At 47.7% G+C, this 19,237-nt stretch carries 17 protein-coding genes; 9 read left to right on the plus strand and 8 right to left on the minus strand.

The window, feature by feature from the left end:
- Positions 1-12 precede the first annotated feature (12 nt).
- Positions 13-1,080 carry an alkene reductase gene (locus CF168_RS14865; protein ID WP_011716253.1) on the minus strand — a complete coding sequence of 356 codons (1,068 nt, stop codon included), beginning with the start codon at positions 1,078-1,080 and terminating at the stop codon, positions 13-15.
- A gap of 128 nt (positions 1,081-1,208) precedes the next feature.
- Between CF168_RS14865 and CF168_RS14870 the strand changes: the two genes are divergently transcribed.
- Complete coding sequence (locus CF168_RS14870) at positions 1,209-1,790, plus strand: TetR/AcrR family transcriptional regulator (RefSeq protein WP_011716252.1); 582 nt, start codon at positions 1,209-1,211, stop codon at positions 1,788-1,790.
- Between the two features lie 103 nt (positions 1,791-1,893).
- On the opposite strand, the gene CF168_RS14875 is transcribed toward CF168_RS14870, so the two are convergent.
- Together CF168_RS14875 and CF168_RS14880 are read right to left on the minus strand one after the other, a co-directional pair.
- Positions 1,894-2,118 carry a TIGR02922 family protein gene (locus CF168_RS14875; protein WP_011621944.1) on the minus strand — a complete coding sequence of 75 codons (225 nt, stop codon included), beginning with the start codon at positions 2,116-2,118 and terminating at the stop codon, positions 1,894-1,896.
- A gap of 315 nt (positions 2,119-2,433) precedes the next feature.
- Positions 2,434-4,005 (minus strand): methyl-accepting chemotaxis protein, encoded by a 1,572-nt coding sequence (locus CF168_RS14880; RefSeq protein ID WP_011716251.1) that lies wholly within the window; start codon positions 4,003-4,005, stop codon positions 2,434-2,436.
- Between the two features lie 390 nt (positions 4,006-4,395).
- On the opposite strand from CF168_RS14880, the gene CF168_RS14885 reads away from it, so the two are divergent.
- Positions 4,396-5,118: a YebC/PmpR family DNA-binding transcriptional regulator gene (locus CF168_RS14885; protein WP_011716250.1), complete on the plus strand. Its 723-nt coding sequence runs from the start codon at positions 4,396-4,398 to the stop codon at positions 5,116-5,118.
- Positions 5,119-5,173: 55 nt separating this feature from the next.
- Here CF168_RS14885 and CF168_RS14890 read toward each other — a convergent pair whose 3' ends face one another.
- On the minus strand, positions 5,174-5,719 hold the full coding sequence (locus tag CF168_RS14890) for a cysteine hydrolase family protein (protein ID WP_089068214.1): 546 nt from the start codon (positions 5,717-5,719) through the stop codon (positions 5,174-5,176).
- A gap of 412 nt (positions 5,720-6,131) precedes the next feature.
- On the opposite strand from CF168_RS14890, the gene CF168_RS14895 reads away from it, so the two are divergent.
- A complete protein-coding gene (locus tag CF168_RS14895) occupies positions 6,132-7,259 on the plus strand; it encodes a sensor histidine kinase (protein ID WP_041412577.1) in 1,128 nt (375 codons plus the stop codon).
- Between the two features lie 44 nt (positions 7,260-7,303).
- Entirely contained in the window at positions 7,304-7,981 is a 678-nt protein-coding gene (locus CF168_RS14900; RefSeq protein WP_011716247.1) for a response regulator transcription factor, read from the plus strand.
- A 138-nt stretch (positions 7,982-8,119) separates the two neighbouring features.
- On the opposite strand, the gene hpf is transcribed toward CF168_RS14900, so the two are convergent.
- Complete coding sequence (hpf, locus tag CF168_RS14905; protein WP_011716246.1) at positions 8,120-8,476, minus strand: ribosome hibernation-promoting factor, HPF/YfiA family; 357 nt, start codon at positions 8,474-8,476, stop codon at positions 8,120-8,122.
- Between the two features lie 231 nt (positions 8,477-8,707).
- Positions 8,708-10,276 carry a methyl-accepting chemotaxis protein gene (locus CF168_RS14910; protein ID WP_089068981.1) on the minus strand — a complete coding sequence of 523 codons (1,569 nt, stop codon included), beginning with the start codon at positions 10,274-10,276 and terminating at the stop codon, positions 8,708-8,710.
- Positions 10,277-10,699: 423 nt separating this feature from the next.
- On the opposite strand from CF168_RS14910, the gene CF168_RS14915 reads away from it, so the two are divergent.
- From CF168_RS14915 to CF168_RS14935, 5 genes are all read left to right on the plus strand, one after another.
- The gene (locus CF168_RS14915; protein WP_089068215.1) at positions 10,700-11,068 is read left to right on the plus strand and encodes a DUF3649 domain-containing protein; all 369 of its coding nucleotides are present in this window, start codon (positions 10,700-10,702) and stop codon (positions 11,066-11,068) included.
- A gap of 1 nt (position 11,069) precedes the next feature.
- Positions 11,070-12,752: a PepSY-associated TM helix domain-containing protein gene (locus CF168_RS14920; protein ID WP_011716243.1), complete on the plus strand. Its 1,683-nt coding sequence runs from the start codon at positions 11,070-11,072 to the stop codon at positions 12,750-12,752.
- Entirely contained in the window at positions 12,749-13,099 is a 351-nt protein-coding gene (locus CF168_RS14925) for a DUF3325 domain-containing protein (RefSeq protein ID WP_011621934.1), read from the plus strand. Before CF168_RS14920 ends, CF168_RS14925 begins: the two co-directional genes overlap by 4 nt.
- Positions 13,100-13,198: 99 nt before the next feature.
- Complete coding sequence (locus CF168_RS14930; protein ID WP_011716242.1) at positions 13,199-13,636, plus strand: OsmC family protein; 438 nt, start codon at positions 13,199-13,201, stop codon at positions 13,634-13,636.
- A gap of 129 nt (positions 13,637-13,765) precedes the next feature.
- Positions 13,766-14,188, plus strand: a complete 423-nt coding sequence (locus CF168_RS14935; protein ID WP_011716241.1) for a hypothetical protein — start codon at positions 13,766-13,768, stop codon at positions 14,186-14,188.
- A gap of 106 nt (positions 14,189-14,294) precedes the next feature.
- On the opposite strand, the gene CF168_RS14940 is transcribed toward CF168_RS14935, so the two are convergent.
- The gene (locus tag CF168_RS14940; protein ID WP_089068216.1) at positions 14,295-17,579 is read right to left on the minus strand and encodes a S41 family peptidase; all 3,285 of its coding nucleotides are present in this window, start codon (positions 17,577-17,579) and stop codon (positions 14,295-14,297) included.
- 195 nt (positions 17,580-17,774) lie between these two features.
- The gene (locus tag CF168_RS14945; RefSeq protein ID WP_089068217.1) at positions 17,775-18,659 is read right to left on the minus strand and encodes a substrate-binding periplasmic protein; all 885 of its coding nucleotides are present in this window, start codon (positions 18,657-18,659) and stop codon (positions 17,775-17,777) included.
- Positions 18,660-19,237 lie beyond the last annotated feature (578 nt).

A 19,237-nucleotide genomic window follows, 5' to 3' on the forward strand; every position in this document is an offset into this window, starting at 1 on the left:
TGCTGCTCTGAGTTACACCAAGCTTGCCAGCATTTCATCGCTATAGGTCACCAATTCATGACCTTGGCGCACTCTTGCCACATAATCAGGGTTGGCAATAAAGGGGCGACCAATCGCAATTAAATCAAACTTATCGGCGGCAATCGCTTCACTTGCCGATTGGGCGCTGTAGCCACCTACACCCACTAAGGTTTTGCCATAGTTAGCACGCACATAGCTTGAAACACGGCCATCTAAGTAATCAAACTCCATGCTGTCGTCGAAGATACCGATATGCACAAAGGCCAGTTCACGTTTTTCAAGCTCAGGTAATAGGTAGTCAAACACGGCGCGGTCACGGTTATCGACAGCCATATTGAAATAGGCGCCGGGAGAAATACGAAGACCGGTTCTGTCTTTACCAATACGCGCCGCAATCGCATCAACCACTTCTAAGGCAAAGCGTGACATATTGGCAGGTGTGCCGCCATATTCATCGGTACGACGGTTGCTGTCATGGTGTAAGAATGCATCGATTAGATATCCGTTTGCACCGTGGATCTCAACCCCATCGAATCCGGCTTCAATCGCGTTTTCAGCCGCTTTCGCATAATCGCGGACTAAGCCCTGAATATCTTCAAGAGTTGCCGCTTTTGGAGTGACATAGATCAGCTCACGCATTCTGGGCACACTGCCCTCTACTTTTTCTGCCGAAGGCGCCAGTACATCGCCGCCACCGAAGAAATGTGGGTGCGCGACACGGCCGGTATGCCATAACTGCACAAAAATCTTGCCGCCATTGGCATGCACACCATCCGTTACTTTACGCCAACCGGCGATCTGCGCTTGATTAAAAATGCCGGGCGTATTTGGGTAACCTTGACCATCAGGGCGAATGATCGTCGCTTCGGAGATAATCAATCCCGCTTCGGCGCGGCGAGCATAGTAAGCCACCATGTCATCGGTCGGCACTAAATCCGCATCGGCCATACAGCGCGTTAATGGCGCCATTAAGATACGGTTTTTTAAGGTAATAGTGTCATTAAGTTTGTAGGTATCGAATAAATTACCCACGGAATTCGCTGCATGTTCAATCGTCATTGGTGTTGCCCCATTCTTGAATGTGCATTCAAGATATTCTTATTTGAACGATCATTCAAGAACATTTTTGAATGTTTGTTCAAAATTAGTTAGAATCAGCACAAGTATCGGTGAGAGGTGACATTGCAATGCGAAACGCAGAGTTTGATAGGGCGCAGGTGCTCAGGGGAGCGATGGCCGCCTTTATGCACAAGGGATACACCAAAACCAGCATGCAGGATCTGACCCAAGCAACGGGATTACATCCCGGCTCCATTTATTGCGCTTTTAGTAATAAGCGTGGGTTGCTCATCGCCGCTATCGAGCAATATCAGCAGGATAGAGACGAGCAGTTCAAGCTTATCTTCTCCAATGGCCGTCCCGTGCTGGGTAATTTAAAGACCTACTTAGACAATATCGTGGTCGAATGTTTAAGCTGCGATAGCCAGCAAGCTTGTTTGCTCACTAAAGCCTTAAATGAAATTGCAGAGCAAGATGATGAAATCCAAAACATTATCAGTCAAAACCTCATGCTTTGGCAGTATGCGTTGACGGCACAATTTGAATTAGCGGACTCCCAAGGGATGTTGCATGGCGAGCTTAACAGTGAGCAGCGGGCGCAATACTTGATGATGGGCATTTATGGGTTAAGAACCTTTGCCCATACCCATCCGCAGGCGGAAATCCTACAGCAATTGGCCGATAAGTTGTTTGATGATGTCTGCAGATAAAAGCGGCGTGCTTAGTTAAGCCGCCCCAAAAACGCAAAAGGACGATAAATCCACTTATCGTCCTTTAAGTTTCAAGTGTTGCCAGTGCTATTTTTCGTTTTTATTAACCTATATTAGCCTGCGCAAATACCCGCTCACCGAGTGAGTTCAATATTTTACACTCACCTTCAAGCACGGCGATGATGGATTTTCCCTTACGAAAACTCGCAGGTATCATCACACGACCGGAATCGCTCACAGGTAAACCTTCTAACACCGCGTTGTGCATAATTAACCCGACTGGCGCGTCATAATACAAAACGGTAACTGTCGCTTGTGTTGCTTGCATAACTTTTAACTCACATTAAGCAGAATCTACTGCTATCGATCAAAGTGGCAAGAGTCTCCCTTCATCTCTTATAACAACAAAACTCCAAGATGCATTTTACCTTTTAAAATCAAAAAACTATAAAAACATCATGCGACAAGCCTAAATACAACCCTTAGGAAAATCTTAGCGCCATGAATATCCAGTTATTTAAGCACTTCGACAAATAGATGCCAAACTATTTCTATTCTGTTAAGCAAATACGCGCCAAAGATCACAACTAGTCAACATTTTATTCTGCGTCGTTATGCAACAAATTTAGAATAAACACACTAATTAAGATTTCGCCTTAAATCCAACCCTAAAACCGCCCCAATGTTTGCCATTGACATAAATCGGGACGGACAAATCATGCATCACTTCCCCGGTATCTCGCTTATAGGTTTGCAGCAGCACAGGCTCAGTATGGGCGCCGCAGCGTATTCCGGTCGGGTCGTTAAACAAACGCTTAGTGCGATTATGCACCATATCAATTTCCACCTTACCGGTTAAGGCTTGGCTAAAGCGCTTATTGTGGGTTGGGAAATAACCTTTTCTATCCACGGCGCCGGCATACACTATCTCACTGTGCTTGGCGAGGATTGGCTCTTGTATGGCAGGAAAATGTTGATCGGTATAGCGGTCAAAGGCCGTGCTGTATTTTTGTGGCTGAGTATTCGCAATTGGTTGATATTGTGGATTAAACAATTCAGTCTCGGTAAAACTACGATTAGCTAATCCCTGGGAGAGCTTTTCGCCACAGGCTTTAGCCGCTTCATTGGCGAGTAATAACACTTGCTGGTCAAAGGTGTGGGTATCCCAATTCGCTAGGGCTCTGAAAATACCCTCAGTGGTTAAAGACAGGGTAAACGCCTGCTCCGAGAGTTTGTGGCTTTGCTTGCCTGTGACGTTAAGGGAGTCGCGGATCTGGCTCACCGAACCGCTTATCTCATTGGTGGTGTGGTTATATTGTTTGAGTGAGTCTTCCATATCACCCAGAGCCCGCGCCGAATGGGTAACGGATGTAGAAATGTCGGTAAAGTGGCCATCGAGTGTACCCATTGCCATCACCACATCGGCGGTTTGCGAGACAACCCGCTCCATCAGTCCCGAGGTTTTATCGGTTTCGGCGCGGATCTCGAGCAACATCTTGCCAATATCTTTGGTTGCGCCCGCCGTTTTGCCCGCAAGGCTGCGGACCTCATCGGCGACCACGGCAAAGCCACGCCCCTGCTCTCCCGCCCGAGCGGCCTCAATGGCGGCATTGAGAGCCAGTAAATTCGTTTGCTCGGCAACAGAGTTAATCACCTCGGTAATTTTTTGAATTTGTTCGGCTTTAGATTTTAGTGCTTGCACCTGCTGTGCGGCGGTATTGATGTCGCCACTGAGGGATTCTATCGCCGATACGCCCTTTTGTGCTTGGGTACGCCCCTGCACACTTAAACGCTCCGCCTCTTGAGTTTGCCCTAAAATATGCGTGGCATTGTCGCCTAACAGCGCCGTGGTATGGCTTAACTGTGACGCCGCCACCGCAATGGCACTGGCATGTTCGCCATTGGACTCGATGGATTTATTCAATAGGTCAATAAAATGCGACACCTCGGCCGAGCCAATCGCAATCTTACTGGTTTGCACGCTGATCTCATGCTCTGGCGAGTTAACTGATTTGAATGCCTTCGTCACTTGCTCAGATTTTGGCGTGGAATGGCTTACTAAGCGCTGCACTATCCACAGCACCCAAGCACAGACAATTCCCCCCAAGATCAGCGCCTGCGTGAAACCAGACAGTGCTATCGCGTTGAGAAGGAGGCTACTGAGTACGACTAAAACAAAGCTGAGCGCAATGGCGACTTTATGTTGTAATTCCATAATGTTTCTCACTGAATACACGCACTAGGGGAGTGAGAGAAGCGGACATTCACTGGCTATCCTTTGCCATTCGATTCGCAAAGCTTTGCGAAATAGGCAAGATTGAGAACGATAAAGTGAGTCTATCCCTCTGACTAAATTGAACTATTCGCCCATAGGAAATATAAACTATCTTGCTATCATCAGCACTCTATCGCGCTTATGGCATTAGACCTTAGTATAGATATAACCGAATTGCCTATTTCCCCAAGCCAAAAGTGTCAGCAATAAATGCCATCTTAAAATGTGGTATCCATCGCTTTATCCGCAATAATTCCCGCGAGAGTGACTGCACAATCAGACTTAAAACTGCTAATATCGGCGCAATTTTTTTGAGCTAACGAGATCAAGATGGGCAGAGCATATCAAAACCGTAAAGAATCCATGGCGAAAACAGCTGGCCAGAAAACCCGCCTATATTCGCGCTACGGTAAAGAAATTTACGTAGTCGCCAAACAAGGTGGTGTTGAGCCAGACGGCAACTTATCACTTCGCCGTTTAATCGAACGCGCTAAGAAAGACCAAGTGCCAGCACACGTTATTGAACGTGCTATCGATAAAGCCAAAGGTGGTGGCGGTGAAGATTATGATACTGCGCGTTACGAAGGTTTCGGTCCAGGTAACTGCATGGTTATCGTTGACTGCTTAACCGACAACGTAAAACGTACCTTTACAGAAGTACGCCAAGCCTTCGTGAAAAACGATGCCAAACTCGGCACACCAGGCACGGTAGGTCACATGTTTGACCAATCTGCCGTTTTCGTATTCCCAGGTGAAGACGAAGATGCCATCCTCGAGATCCTGATGATGGCCGATGCCGATGTAAACGACGTCGAAGTGGAAAACGGCATGATCAGCGTTATCGCGCCGCACACTGAGTTCTTCAAAGTGAAAACTGCACTGACCGATGCGATGCCAGACATCAACTTCGAAGTGGAAAACATCACCTTTGTACCACAAAACATGACCCCAGTGTCAGGCGAAGATGTTGCAACCTTCGATAAGTTTATCGCCGCATTAGAAGATTGTGACGACGTACAAAACGTGTATCACAACGCAGACATTCAAGAATAAGTTGATTCTGATATCAAAAAACGCAGCCTAAGGGCTGCGTTTTTGTTTTTGGACATCAACGAAATACGATATCCGCACTCTTGGCTAAACGCACAAAGGCGCCTTGGAGCGTGGCATTGTGGTGAGCAATAATCGCCTCTGCCGAGAGCTGCGCCGTATCCATACAAGTGTGCGCATCGTCGGCTAACACCACCTGCCAGCCAAGTTCAGCCGCAATCCGACAATTTGTATCGATACAATACTGGGTTTTCATCCCCACTATCACCAGCTCGGTAATCCCCTCATGGGTTAACGCCTCTGCAAATCCGGTTTGATAAAAACAACTTGGCTTAGTTTTATCAAAGATATTATCCAGCTGCGGATTAATCGCTAAGGATTCAATCAATTGCCAATTTGCCGTTCCGGCAGCAATGGGTGAACCTTCCGGCCCGGTATGGCGAACCGCCCAAATCGGTGCTCCTGCCTCGCGGGCATTGGCAATTAACAGATTGATATTATTTAGCACCTGTTCCCGATTAAAGGGCGGCGCATCGGCGTAAAACAGTCCCTGCTGCACATCAATAATTAACAGCGCAGTTTTAGGCAAGCTCATGTTATCCATCACATTCTCCAGCATTATTGCCCAAAAGACGGAAAAAACAACCCCGCCACTTTGGGCGGGGTTGAGTAATCGATTCTTTTAAGCACAAATCGCTACGCACGCACCGCCGAAGCAGTTGTGGTCGTAGTGTGGGTGAAGTAAACGGCAAATTTGTGCATAAGGCCAAATTATGCCAGCCGCTTAAGAAGATCAAGCCAAGTTTGATGACAATTTAATGAAATAAATCAAATTGCTTATGAAGCCACTGACACTGTGCCACCTTTGCCACAGTGACACTTAGTTAGTTTAGTGACTGAGTGACTTAGTGACTTAGTGACTTAGTGACTTATTGCATTCTTGCCTTAGAATGGGTGCAACATGAATAAAAGGAAACCAATCAGTGCAGGGAAATCGATTAATCAGAGCAGAAACTATGCTGATTGGCGCAGGCAGCCTCACCTGGGCGCTCGTTGCTTGGCTAGGGCTCAATCAGGATATGCAAGCAAAGCTCCCCACGCTCGCGACCTTTAGCCATATCACCCTGTATTCCTTGTTTATCTTGCTCTTCTTGTTATTAACGACACAGGACTTTCCCCGAAAAAACCTCAATCTGAGCAGGCTGTTAAGTACCGCACTCATCGGCAGCGTCTTCGGATTGATGCTGTTGAGTCAACATCCATTGCTCCCCATTCTGCTGGTAATTTGGGCCTCGCTCTTGCCAGAATTTTTTAATCGCCGCGTCGCAATAGCACAGATCTTATTGGCCAATCTTGGTTATTACCTGATCCTGCACACCCAAACCTCAAACAATGTGATGATTAATGTGCTTATTTATATGGGGTTTCAACTGTTTGCCTACAGCAGTAGCCAAGCGAGATTATCCGAGCGCGAGTCTCGCCGGATACAGGAACATCTTAATCAACAACTTATCGCCACCAGAGCCTTGCTGAGCCAAACGAGCGAGCAGCAAGAAAGGTTGAGGATCTCACGGGATCTGCACGATATTCTCGGCCACCAGCTCACGGCGTTATCGTTGCAACTTGAGCTCTTAAGTCATCAAGCGCCTTCGGAGCTCAAACCCACAGTCAATCAGAGTAAATCGCTTGCCAAGGAATTATTAGAGAGCATCCGCGCCGTAGTTCGGGCGCAGCGGGTGAATATTGGTCTCGATTTAACGCCGCCGCTCGATGCCATTGCAAGCCGTTTGCCCAATGTTAGCCTGCGGTACGAATCGTTAATGCCGCTCCAGTCGACTGAACTGGCACAAGCCTTATTGCTCGTGCTGCAGGAGGGGATCAGTAATGCAGTGCGCCATGGCCATGCCAATCAACTCACGCTGTCGATGCAAGAGGAGCAGGCGGAGCTTATCATTTGCCTTAAAGATAATGGCCAAGGAATTAGCCAAAGCCCCTCTCAGGGCGTTGGGCTAAGTAGCATGCAAGAAAGGTTATCCCCCTTTCACGGCAGTGCGCGTTTGCAAGCTAATCACGCAGGCGTAGATAGTTCGCGTACTCAAGGCTGCTCGCTAATGATTCGTCTGCCGCGCTGCAACGCATTGTAATGCGCCATGTAAACCGACACGCTTAATCAAGGAATGAATCCCCCATGGAATCTCAGCATAAAGTCACAACCTATGGTCAGCCCACGGCGCGCACTATCAGAGTAGGATTAGTGGAAGATCAACAGCTTGTACGTCAGGGTATCGCCAGCTTGATTGCCATCTCACAGCATATCGAGGTGAGCTGGCAGGCAGAGAATGGTCAAGAGGCGCTAAAACGACTGCAAACCGATGCCGTAGATGTGCTTTTAAGCGATATACGCATGCCTGTGCTCGATGGTATCAGTCTGCTAAAACAGCTTCGCGCTGCACAAAATTCCATACCAGTCATTATGTTAACCACCTTTGATGACAGCGAATTGTTTTTAAATAGCCTGCAGGCGGGCGCGAATGGCTTCTTATTGAAAGATGTCTCTCTGGATAAATTACTTGAGGCCATCGAAACCGTGGCTCAGGGCGGACACTTGATTGAACCATCAGTGTTAGAACAGATGCAGCAATCCTCTGCAACAGCGCAAAGCGGCCCGACTCACGACTTATTATCCGAACGCGAGCGGGAGATCTTAGGTTTTATGGCGGGGGGATTTTCCAATAAAGAAATTGCCAATGCAGTGTTTTTGGCCGAAGGCACGGTCAAAAACCATGTCTCCACCATACTGGCTAAACTCGATTGCCGTGACCGCACCCAAGCCGTGCTTAAGGGGTTGCAGCTCTCTTTGATTTAAGAAATGCGGCAAGTTTAAGGGTTGGCTTATAAATGCCAGGCTCTAAATATTCTGCCTTTAACCATTTGGTTTAAGCCAAATCGCAGCCAATAAAAAAGGGCCAACTGGCCCTTTTTTATTGCATCCTACGGCTTAATCCTAGCGCAAATCCATCTCTTGGATAATTTCATGGGCGATAGGTGCCGTGGTGCAGGTTGGCTTTTCATGTAAGTCCGCCTTCAACTGACCCTTACGGTGTTTTAGTGCTGCATCCAGTTTTTTGGCTGCGGCGGCAATCGCGGGATACATGATTTCATCCGTACCCGATGCTGAGATGCGACTACCTTCGTAATTTGTTCGAATTTCAACCTGAAACTCGCCATGCTCCTTAGCAATAATGATATCGAGGCCGATGAGTGTGGGGAAATGAGTGGCGATTTTAGAAAACTTTTCGTTAACGTGTTCTTTTACAGAATCAGTAACATCGACATGGTGACCAGAAAGATTAATTTTCATAGGGTGTCCCTTTTAGTGTCTTTACTTTTTTTCGCTTCACTATTAGAGCTTGGGGCATGGCAAATAAAACACAAGCCCCCTAGACAAATATTTCGAGCTAAACGGGTATTAACAGTCGCTAAATGTGAGACTTATCAAAGAAATGACACGCGAAGGGAACTTAAAAAACAGCTAACTGGTTGATTTACAATCAGCAACAAAAATATAAACCAACCAGTCAAATAACAAGGGTTAATACTTACGTTGTACGCTCTGCTGCCAAAATTGCTGCGACAGATGGTGGGTTTTAGTGGATAAGCGCGAAACCTGATCGCCCCTCGCCGCCGCATCCTGTGTCTGCTCTAAACTCTGCTGCGCCAAATCGCTGATCACATGGATGGCTCGGCTGATTTCCGCCGCCACCGATGCCTGCTGCGTCATGGCTGCGGCATTGTCATCACTTAAGGAGTTGATGCGAGCTATAGAAGATAACAACTCGCCAAAAGCTATGCTGGCATCCTGCGCCAAGGACACAGAGCGCTTAACCTGTTCCTGTCCGGCCGTCATGGTTGAGGTTGCTTTTTGTGTGCTGTCTTTAAAGCGGCTTACAATCAGCTCAATTTGTGAGGTCGACTGACTGGTTCGGCTAGATAACTGCCGGACTTCATCGGCAACGACCGCAAAACCGCGACCGCTTTCCCCCGCCCGCGCCGCTTCAATCGCGGCATTCAGCGCTAACAGATTGGTTTGATCGGCAATAGCGCGGATCACTTCTAGCACTTGATGAATCGCTTGGCTGTCCTGCTCAATCGTTTGCACCACATCGGAGAAATGGCTCACCTGCACACTCAGCTGATGTATCGCCTCGATAACAGTTTCAAGCCGTGAATGACCACGCTGCGCCGCCTCATGGCTAGAAACCATCTCGGATGCGGTGCGATGGATATTATCCGTTACCTCGGCAAAGCTGGCGCTCATTTGCTCCATCGCCGTTGCCGCCTGCGTGGTTTGCGCGCTCTGGCTATCGGCATGCTCCCATGTATTGGTGATAGTTTGTTTAAGATTCACGCTCTGCTCTTGGATCTCACTGGCAGAGTCCGCCATTCGGCCCACTACGCCGCCAATTTCGGTGATCAAAAATCGCAGCGCCAGATCTAGCTTACCGATTTCATCCTGCCTGCCGGTGTAAACCCCCATAGCAACGGGATCATCGATAATATTGCTGGCCACCTGCACTAATGCCTGTAAGGGCTGCATGAGCATGTACCACAGACCCAAGGCAAGCTGTCCACCAGCAAGGGCGGCTAAGATGGGCGAATACGTTGCCAAGTACGCGGTTAGAGCGATGGTAAACAACATCGCCATGAGTATTTTTCCGCGAAATCCTAAGCGGTCTTTTTTCAGCGCCTTGGGCTGTTGTCCTTGATTGATCCCTTGATAGATGTCCTCAGCCGCCTTGATTTGTTCTGGCGTTGCTTGGCGGCGAACGGATTGATATTCATGAATTTTGCCATTTTCGTACACTGGGGCGACGTAGGCATTCACCCAGTAATAGCCACCGTTTTTTGTTCTATTTTTGACAATCCCCATCCAAGGTTTGCCGCTTCTTATCCGTTCCCAAAGCATTTTAAAGGCGGCTGATGGCATATCACCATGGCGCACTATGTTATGCGGGCTCCCCTGCAACTCGGCAACGCTATATTCACTGATCTGCGAAAAGGTTTGATTGACATACTTTATGTTGCCTTTGAGATCGGTCGTCGAGAGGAGAATAGCGTTTTCGGATAGGTGTTTTTCACCATTTTTTGAATGTGTTTGCATAGGGCGCACTAACGGATTCCATGTGAAAGTTGCGCCGCATTTTGCCAAAAGCACAGAACGCCTGCTTTGATTAAGCTCACAGTGACAGCATAAAAATTAACCAAATTCTAAACAAGCAAGATCAATCACATCAATAAAACCAAACATTTGTGACAAATTGCACATTATGAAATGTTTGCCGCTTAAACGACTCCAGCGTGATGTTTACGCTGTCACAAATTCGTTAGGGATCTCACAGATAAACGCAAATGATATTGTTTATCATTTAAGTAAACTAGGTTATACTCCAAGCCGAGTAGCGACTCTCCTTTGCTCATGCACCCAAGTGGACTGGGTTAGGCATAAGAACAATCAATGGAGTGGTATGCATGATATGGCACATCGCCATAACGGTTTTAATATTGACTGAAATAAGCAGCACTTATGTCTCATATCCCAGTTTCCAATACACCAACATCGGCAGCCTCAGCTTCCGCTGTGACGAGTTATTATCACGCCGTCATTCGCTGGATTAAGCAAGACCAGACCCAGTTTGGTTTGCAGGTGTTTGTGCGCGCCACTGCCGCTTTATTAGCGGGTTATATCGCTGCGGCAACACTAGCCTGTATGTTGACCCAAGTCCTGCCAATGTCTCGATTTGAAAGCACCTTAACCGCCAATATGCTGGCCTTTTTGTTTTATGCCATCGCCATCATTTACGCCTTCTGTGTGCGTAAAACCTGGCATGCGTGGCGTGACTTAAGCCTATTTAGCCTCCTATGTTTTGCTCTGCTTAAGGTGTGTGGACAGTAAGATGAAAGAAACTTTTTTTAGAACCCTCTCATGGCTGCACACTTGGGCGGGTTTGCTCGTGTGCTGGGTATTACTGCTGATTTTTTTTGCTGGTAGCCTGAGTTATTTTCGCCATGAAATGAGCCTTTGGGCCGAGCCAGAACTCCACCGCGGCGCCTTTCAAGACTATCAAACGAATCAAGTAGCGAGTCAGCTTGACCAAGGTCAAGACTATATTGAAGCGCATTCCGCTGCGACAACCCAACGCTGGTTAATCAATTTCCCAACCGATAGAAGCCCCATGCTGAGCTTTGCGTGGCAACTGCCGCCTGAAAAGGGTCAACGCCGTGGCAAAATCGAGCAGCATGTCACCAAGGCCGATGGCAGTGGCATGATCACCGATGTCCGCGATAGCCGCGGCGGTGACTTCTTCTACCGTTTACATTTCGACCTGCACTACATGCCAGCCATTACGGCGCGCTACATTGTGGGTGTCTGCACTATGTTTATGTTGATTGCCCTTATCAGCGGCATCGTTATCCATAAGCGTATCTTTAAAGACTTGTTTAGCTTTCGTCAGAACAAGGGCGCTCGCTCTTGGTTAGATGCCCATAATGTCAGCTCTGTGATTGCCCTGCCCTACCATTTAATGATCACCTATACTGGCTTAATCACCTTAATGCTGATCTATATCCCATGGACGGTAAGCACGGCTTATCCTGAGGATAATCAAGCCTTTTTAAAAGAACTCAATCCGGCAAGACAGACAGAAAAAGCCTCGGGCATTCAGGCAAAGCAAGTGCGCTTGAGCCAACTGTTGCCGCAAGTTCAGGCAGAATGGGGCGATGCACCTATCAAGCAGGTGATTGTTTCCTATCCGAAAGATCAAAATAGCCAAGTGACCTTCTACCAAAATACCGGTAAAGACGTCACCGACGAATCAACACTCTTAGTGTTTAACGGTGTCACGGGTGAACTCAAGTACGCCAGCCCCCATGAGATGTCGGCAACCGTCGTGACCTACGACACTATGATGTCACTGCACACTGCGCGTTTTGCCGCGCCACTGCTACGTATTTTGTTCTTCTTCTGTGGCTTACTCGGCTGCGCCATGGTCGCAACGGGCACCTTAATGTGGGCGATTCGTCTGCGCCAGAAACAGCAAAAAGCAATCGATAAAGGCGAGAAAGCAAGCCGTGGCCTGCGCTTAGTCGAAGGATTAAACTTCATGTTTATCTTAGGCTTGCCCTTGGGCGCGGCGGCATTTTTCTATGCAAACCGCCTATTACCAACGGATTTTGCCGCCCGATCAGCCTGGGAAGTACACAGTTTCTTTATCGCCTTAGGAGTGATGGGCGTATGGGCATTTTTCGGTCGAAGCCGACGCCATTGGCAATTCGCCTTGATGCTTATCGGAGCGCTTTATTGCGCACTGCCGCTGTTAAATGCGGCCACGTCTCCGAGCCACTTAATTGATAATATCCGCAGCCAACAATGGGCACTGGTGGGGTTTGATGTGCTCGCGCTGTTACTGGGCTGTGCCATGCTTTTTGCGAGCACTCGACTCTCGGCCGTGGTGAAAACACTGCAAAAGCCGAGTCGAAAAAATACCACAGCAGTTGAAAAAGTCAGGAGAAAACAACCTGATCCGAGTTATGCTAACGAACTTGCCTCGTCGTCTCCCTTGGAGGAAGCAAAATCATGATGCCAGAATTTATCCCAGTGCTCGGCATTCTCGGGCTCAGTTATCTCTCCCTTGCGCTGTTTGCGTTAGCCAAGTTTGGCCATTTTAAGGATGTGTTTAAGCGCCCACCATCGCAGTGGCAGAGCCGTCTGTTAACCCTGTTTGCTTGGCTGTTATTAATCATCAGCCTAAGCACCTGCGCTCAGGGACAAGGTTGGGCCTATGGCAGCATTTTATTTATGGGGATCATCTCGCTGGCCGCGATGTTAGTGATTTTGACCCTAAGCTACAGCCCGCGCCATCTTCCCATCGGTATAGTCACCGGCAGTGTACTGACTTGCAGCTTGTTGTTAACGGGTGGGATCTAAGTCGTTTCAAAGGCGGCGCACTAAACTGTGCGCCCCATGCTGGAGAAGTCTTTTTAGCTAAGCTATAGTGCCCTGATGTCCTGCTATGAGGAGAAAAACATGGGCTTTAACTTAACGGTGAATTGGCAAACCTCTCCAGCCGAAGAAGGCGAATTCTGCCGTGACCACAGCATTACGTTTGGCAGCGGTCAAACGATTCAGGCATCTTCCGCCCCCGAGTACAAGGGCAATGAACACTTGGTTAATCCAGAGGAAAGCCTGCTTGCAGCCTTATCCTCCTGTCATATGTTGACCTTCCTCGCCATTGCTCATCTTAAACGTCTCCCTGTCGCCTCCTATGTCGACGAGGCTTCGGCAGAGTTGGGTAAAAACGAGACTGGTAAGCTTGCCGTCACAAAAATGATCTTAAATCCTAAGGTAGTGTTTGCCGAAGGTGTCGAGGTTTCTGCTGAGACTCTTGAGAAAATTCACGAAAAAGCACACGCAAACTGCTTTATCGCCAATACGTTAGCGACAGACATTCAAATTAAGTTTTAACGATTTGGGGCAAGTTTATTGCGATGAACTTGCCCTCTCCGATGACCTATTTTCCCACCCGTTCAGCTTAGCTCAAGCTCGGTTACCGTATGATAACGCCATATCGCACGCCCACACTCGAGGTAAGCTATGCAAATCCAAGCCTATCGTAATACCGCAACCCCCTATCAACAGCCAGCAGCAACAGCCACGACGGGTACGGCAACAGCCGCACCCGCCAGCGCGAGCACTGTGACCCTATCTAATGAAGCGAAACAACTGTCGCAGGTGGACCCGATCCCACAACCTCATGCGCCAGACTTAAGCAAAGTGAAGGCGGGTGTTGAGCAATATGCTCATATTCAAGCAACCAAAATGAAGTATCAGGTCGCATCGGACATGGTCAATATCGCGATGGGAACGAACGATGGGATTTCGGCTCCCACGGCTTACTATTTGAGTCACAACGATCCGGCTAGAACCGCAACTGTGGAGCAAATGGCGAATCAACAACAAGTCAACACCCTGCAAGCCTATGTTGATGCCAGCGAAAACATTAATGAGTGGGCATAAAAAAAGGTGTTGTCTCGGGAACCACAAGACAACACCCTAACATTGAACCAAGCCAGCTTAACTCGGCTAACTTAAACCTTAGTTAAATTTCTATTTTTTAAGCTAATTACTTAGCTTTTATGTCTTCTGCCATTCCTTTCGCTGGCATGGGCTGCGCCTTCAATGCGGGGATAGGCTGCTTAATCAACTCATCCTTAAGATAGCTGATGGCCGTTTCGAGCTGCGCATCATGGCCGTTAAAGGTCGCAAAGGGTAAGTTATCCACCTCGATATCCGGTGTTACACCATGACCTTCGAGTACCCAGCGACCATCCATCGCATACTGCGGATATTCGGCGACCCGCGCCATCCCTTTATCTGTGAGTGAGTTACGACCCGATAACCATACGCCAGCACCTGCGGTTTGTTTACCTATCAGCGGAGCAATCCCCAGCGCCTTGATCCCCGCCGAGAAGGTTTCACCATCTGAGTAAGTCAGCTCGTCGGTTAACACCACTAAATGCCCACGGAAAGTTTGCTGCATATTGGTATTAGGCGTGCCATGGGTTGGCTGCCAAAATGCCCAGGCGCGGCGTAACAGTTTTTCGATAATCCAACTATCAATATTGCCACCGCGGTTACGGCGAACGTCGATAATCAGACCGTCTTTATCATAATTGGTGTAAAACTCACGGGCGAAGCTCTCAATATCGCCGCCGCCCATGGCATATAAGTGCAGATAACCCATCTTGCCCTGGCTCGCCTTGGTCACGACCTCAGCATTATGATTAACCCAATCTAAATAACGTAATTGGCCATCGACCAGAGTGCTCACAGGCATCACCACGGTTTTATGGCTTTGGCTACCACGTTTAAGCTCCAGTAACACTTGCTTATCCTGTTGATTACGCAATAAGCGGGTCACATCAGCCACATTGCCCACCGGCGTGCCATTGATGGCGAGTAGCACATCGCCTTCTTTCGCATCGACTTCAATACGGCTCAAAGGTGATGCTTGGCTCGGCAGTTCGGGATCATTTCGATAAATGTGGGCAATTTTCACCCCGTCGCTAGTTTGCTGTAATCGAGCGCCTAAACTCGCGCCCTTAGCTGCATCAGGGTCCTTCGGCAAATCACCACCACGCACCTGCGAGTGCAACGAATCTAACTCGCCCATCATCTGCATAAAGATATCGTTTAGCTCATTACGATCCGTTAAACGTGCGAGTAATGGTTGGTACTTAGCCTTGGTTGCCTGCCAATCGAGACCGCGCATTTTTTTATCGAAGAAGGAATCTCTATGCATTAACCACGCATCTTCAAACATTTGTTGCCATTCTAAGCTTGGCGAAATCGCTAATTGCCATTGGTCAGTCTGTACCTTGGCATTGTCGGTATCGCCGAGTTTATCGCCCACATCAACAATCATCAGCGACTTTTCATCACTTTGTTTACGCAGCAACAACTTTTGACCATCAGCAGAGACACTGTAGTTAGCCACATCTTCAGCAAACACTTCGACTTTAGGGCGCTGTTCAGTGAACTTAACTGTCATGAGATTAGGTTGGCTTTCGTCACCAATCGCTTGGTCGAGTACATACAAACGACCATCAATGGCGGATAGCTGGCTGTAATTACCCGAATCAACAGGTACTTGCCATAAACGCTCACTAATTCCCGCCCAATCAATTTTTACAGGCGTCGGTTTATCTTTTGAGTCAGCTTTTTCTGCCGCCTTTGCCACTAATTCCGTTGGTTTACTGAAGGGGAACTTGGCATTCTTCACTAAGGCGATCGCAAAAATCTGGCTGCGCTTATCAAACACTGGCCCCATATTGCGGTCACCCCAAGGTGAACTTGGCGTTGCGGTAAACTGGCGATTGGAGAGGAAATATAACCACTGGCCATCACTACTAAAAGTCGGTGAATAGGATTCATACTTGTCACTGGTGAGTGCTTGGGCCTTATTCTCATCCACCGAATAGAGTACGATTTGTGGCCTTTGCTTGCCGATTTCAGCTTTGGTTAGCGCGATAAAACGACTGTCACTAGACCAGCGAATATCAGCGTAGGGACCAAGTCCCTCACCGTTGCTGATGATTTTTTGGTTTGTATTTTTCTTTAAATCCAATAGCCACACATTACCGTCGTTATCGTCATGGGCAAGATAACGACCATCGCTTGACTGACTCAGCGACATTCTAAAAGTATGACCATCTTTAGTAAGCTGTTTAGCACCACTGCTGCCATCGGCAGGAAATTGCCAAATTTCCTGTTGGCCGCTCATATCGCTGATGGCGTAAACCGATTTACCGTCCTGACTCAGAATGGCATTGCGTACTCGATAAGTGCCAGGAAGCGCGACTTGCACTAACCGCGAGCCATCAGTCCCAGCAATCGCCACATGACTGCGGGCGGTAATCACCACTTTATCGCCAGCAAGGGCAAGATTAGCGGAGGTCGCATAATCCATCGGATCTTTTACCCAATGTTCGCGACGTTGGGCAAAATCTGAGGTTAATTCAATATCTAATAATGAGTCTTTGGCGGAGGCGATATCAAAAACATGAATATCTGCGCCCAACTGGAACACCACTTTGCCTTGATCCATACGGGCAGCGCGCATTTGCCAATCTCTATACTGAGTCAACTGTTTAGCATCACTGCCATCAAGCGCCATTGACCAGAGATTGTCGTTACCATCGCTATCGCTAATAAAATAGAGTCTGTCTTGCCATAGCATAGGTTGGCGGACCGAGCCTTGGTGCTGCTTACTAAGTAATTGTGCCTCGTCTTTAGCACCCAGTTTAAAGCGCCATAATTCGCCCTTAGCGCCGCCGCGATATACCTTTGCATTATCGCCCGTCACCTGCAGGCCGAAACGGGTAAAATAAACATACTGATTATTGGCATCGATCACCCCTTCCACCGCATCGGCTAAGGGCAGATTGGTTGTGGTTAAGCTCTCGGGATTGACAAGACGCAGCATCCAATTATTCGCTGGGCCAAAGCCAGTGTCGGTGGAATAAAGCACCTCTCCTTTACTGGTCCACCCTTGCACGCGTACTCGGCTGTTTTCGAAACTCACGCGTTTGGCCACACCACCAGCCACAGGTATCACATAAACCTCACTCGCGCCCTCATAATTGGCCACATAAGCCACCCATTTACCATCGGCAGACATTGCCGCGCCCAGTTCTTCAGCTGGCAAGGTAGTCAAGCGCGTCGCCGCCTTTTGGCCTAGGGTTTGCGTCCACAGGTCCCCTTCAGCGGTAAACACTAAGGTCTGGTCATGCAACGCTGGCGCGCGGTAATAACCTTGATTGCTAGTCGATTGTGCTGCAAATACCTGCGCTGCAGACAAAGTGCCAAGGGCGAGCATGCAGCAGGCAACGGAGTGACGAAGTTTCATGTGTAATCTCTATCCTATTGTTATTGTTAGCAATGGACTTTCTAGTGGGCAAAATTCACCAATAATAACCCAAAGTCTAACCCAGTAACCCAACAAGCTAGCAGAAATTGATAGAGAGAGCAGTAACTTAAAATAAGAGATGTTTTAGCAAATGTGTCATAGACTTACCATTTTGCATACTCATTAGAATAGCGCTTATCTTGCTATATCAAACGTTAATAACCCAGCATACAAGCGATAAAATGGGCCATATTGATTGCTGATTTTCGATTGCTGTGCCAGCGAAATTTGCTGCCATTTATAGACAATTCGCGCAATTTCACCATTGATTGTTAACGCCTTAATTGCACGATTAAATTGCGCTAACAGTAGGGGAGACATACTCTGCTTACTTAGCATTAAGTGTATTGGATTATGGTCCAATATCGGTTTAAGTGCTGATAACCTGACCCCTTGGTGTTGACTTGCAATATAGGGCATCGCTATAGCATCCCCAATCATCAGATCCGCTCTGTCATAAGTGAGCATTTGCACTGATTTGTCGACATCAGGACTCAGTATCAATAAGTTTTCCAGTGCTAAACGTTCTCGAGTGTTCTCATAATCCGCACCATACCAACCACTGATTGGCACTAAGAGCCGCAACTTTTGAGTAAAAATATCCTGCCATTGTTCTAACTTAACATTGTCTTTGTTTTCATCTAATACGAATAAGCGCACTTCTTCATCACGGTAGGGATCTGAAAAAAATGAATATTCTTCGCGCTCGACGGTTTTTGTAGCCCCCATCATTATATCTAGTGAGCCACTTTTCAGCATTTGATGTGAACGCTTCGCAGGGACATTGATAAAGTTAATCTCACATCCCAAAAACTCAGCAAACGCACGCAGTAATTCAACATCCAGTCCTTGAGCCTCCCCCTGCATATCTTGCCAGGCATAGGGAGGCCAATCGTTATAACCGACTTTAATGGGATTCGAACAAGCAGGAGAATTCGCCTCGGATGGAACACTCCAAGCGAGGAAAATAAAAATACATAACAGCAAGATATGGCTAAACTGAAAAATGCACTTTGGCATTATCGTTGCCTCGTCGCGAGTTATTCTTCGATGATTTTACGGCTTAATACTCAGTTTTTACGGCTTAATGCTCTGTAAGTTACTACGGCTTATTTATGACTCGATCTAAGCTTAGTCGGCATCCCAACTTGATGCCATCAAGTTGCTCTGTACAGTCCATTGGTCGAACTAGCGTGAACAATAATAAAAACATCTATACAAAAGGAGCCAAACGACTCCCTTTGTATTTCATCAAGTTACTGTTTATCGTCGTTTACAAGATTAGGGCGTGTTGACGTTTCAGGGTTATTTTTGCAGCAATTTGGCTGATGTTTATGCAAGGCAAAGTCCGTGCTGTGTAGCATTCTACATAAACGGACGATAACGCAGCAGAAACTTCAGCCAAGTGCTGCCCAAAGGGTTCGTCTGGCAAGCACTTGCTCTTTGTCACTTGTCACTTGTCACTTGTCACTTGTCACTTGTCATTTGTCATTTGTCATTTGAGTAGAATAACTACACTTCATTCCTCGCTTCGCGAGCATGAGCTTGAGCTTGAGCTTGAGCTTGAGCTTGAGCTTGAGCTTGAGCTTGAGCTTGAG

Origin of the sequence: Shewanella bicestrii, assembly GCF_002216875.1 — a bacterium.
Classification (GTDB): Bacteria; Pseudomonadota; Gammaproteobacteria; order Enterobacterales; family Shewanellaceae; genus Shewanella; species Shewanella seohaensis.

What these genes read in the sequence shown, in the direction of transcription:
- CF168_RS14915 (WP_089068215.1), top strand. Translation starts at nt 10,700, where the DNA reads ATGTCTCATATCCCAGTTTCCAATACACCAACATCGGCAGCCTCAGCT.
- CF168_RS14940 (WP_089068216.1), bottom strand. Translation starts at nt 17,579, where the DNA reads ATGAAACTTCGTCACTCCGTTGCCTGCTGCATGCTCGCCCTTGGCACT.
- CF168_RS14870 (WP_011716252.1), top strand. Translation starts at nt 1,209, where the DNA reads ATGCGAAACGCAGAGTTTGATAGGGCGCAGGTGCTCAGGGGAGCGATG.
- CF168_RS14910 (WP_089068981.1), bottom strand. Translation starts at nt 10,276, where the DNA reads ATGCAAACACATTCAAAAAATGGTGAAAAACACCTATCCGAAAACGCT.
- CF168_RS14945 (WP_089068217.1), bottom strand. Translation starts at nt 18,659, where the DNA reads ATGCCAAAGTGCATTTTTCAGTTTAGCCATATCTTGCTGTTATGTATT.
- CF168_RS14865 (WP_011716253.1), bottom strand. Translation starts at nt 1,080, where the DNA reads ATGACGATTGAACATGCAGCGAATTCCGTGGGTAATTTATTCGATACC.
- hpf (WP_011716246.1), bottom strand. Translation starts at nt 8,476, where the DNA reads ATGAAAATTAATCTTTCTGGTCACCATGTCGATGTTACTGATTCTGTA.
- CF168_RS14935 (WP_011716241.1), top strand. Translation starts at nt 13,766, where the DNA reads ATGCAAATCCAAGCCTATCGTAATACCGCAACCCCCTATCAACAGCCA.
- CF168_RS14930 (WP_011716242.1), top strand. Translation starts at nt 13,199, where the DNA reads ATGGGCTTTAACTTAACGGTGAATTGGCAAACCTCTCCAGCCGAAGAA.
- CF168_RS14885 (WP_011716250.1), top strand. Translation starts at nt 4,396, where the DNA reads ATGGGCAGAGCATATCAAAACCGTAAAGAATCCATGGCGAAAACAGCT.
- CF168_RS14890 (WP_089068214.1), bottom strand. Translation starts at nt 5,719, where the DNA reads ATGGATAACATGAGCTTGCCTAAAACTGCGCTGTTAATTATTGATGTG.
- CF168_RS14925 (WP_011621934.1), top strand. Translation starts at nt 12,749, where the DNA reads ATGATGCCAGAATTTATCCCAGTGCTCGGCATTCTCGGGCTCAGTTAT.
- CF168_RS14895 (WP_041412577.1), top strand. Translation starts at nt 6,132, where the DNA reads ATGCTGATTGGCGCAGGCAGCCTCACCTGGGCGCTCGTTGCTTGGCTA.
- CF168_RS14900 (WP_011716247.1), top strand. Translation starts at nt 7,304, where the DNA reads ATGGAATCTCAGCATAAAGTCACAACCTATGGTCAGCCCACGGCGCGC.
- CF168_RS14875 (WP_011621944.1), bottom strand. Translation starts at nt 2,118, where the DNA reads ATGCAAGCAACACAAGCGACAGTTACCGTTTTGTATTATGACGCGCCA.
- CF168_RS14920 (WP_011716243.1), top strand. Translation starts at nt 11,070, where the DNA reads ATGAAAGAAACTTTTTTTAGAACCCTCTCATGGCTGCACACTTGGGCG.
- CF168_RS14880 (WP_011716251.1), bottom strand. Translation starts at nt 4,005, where the DNA reads ATGGAATTACAACATAAAGTCGCCATTGCGCTCAGCTTTGTTTTAGTC.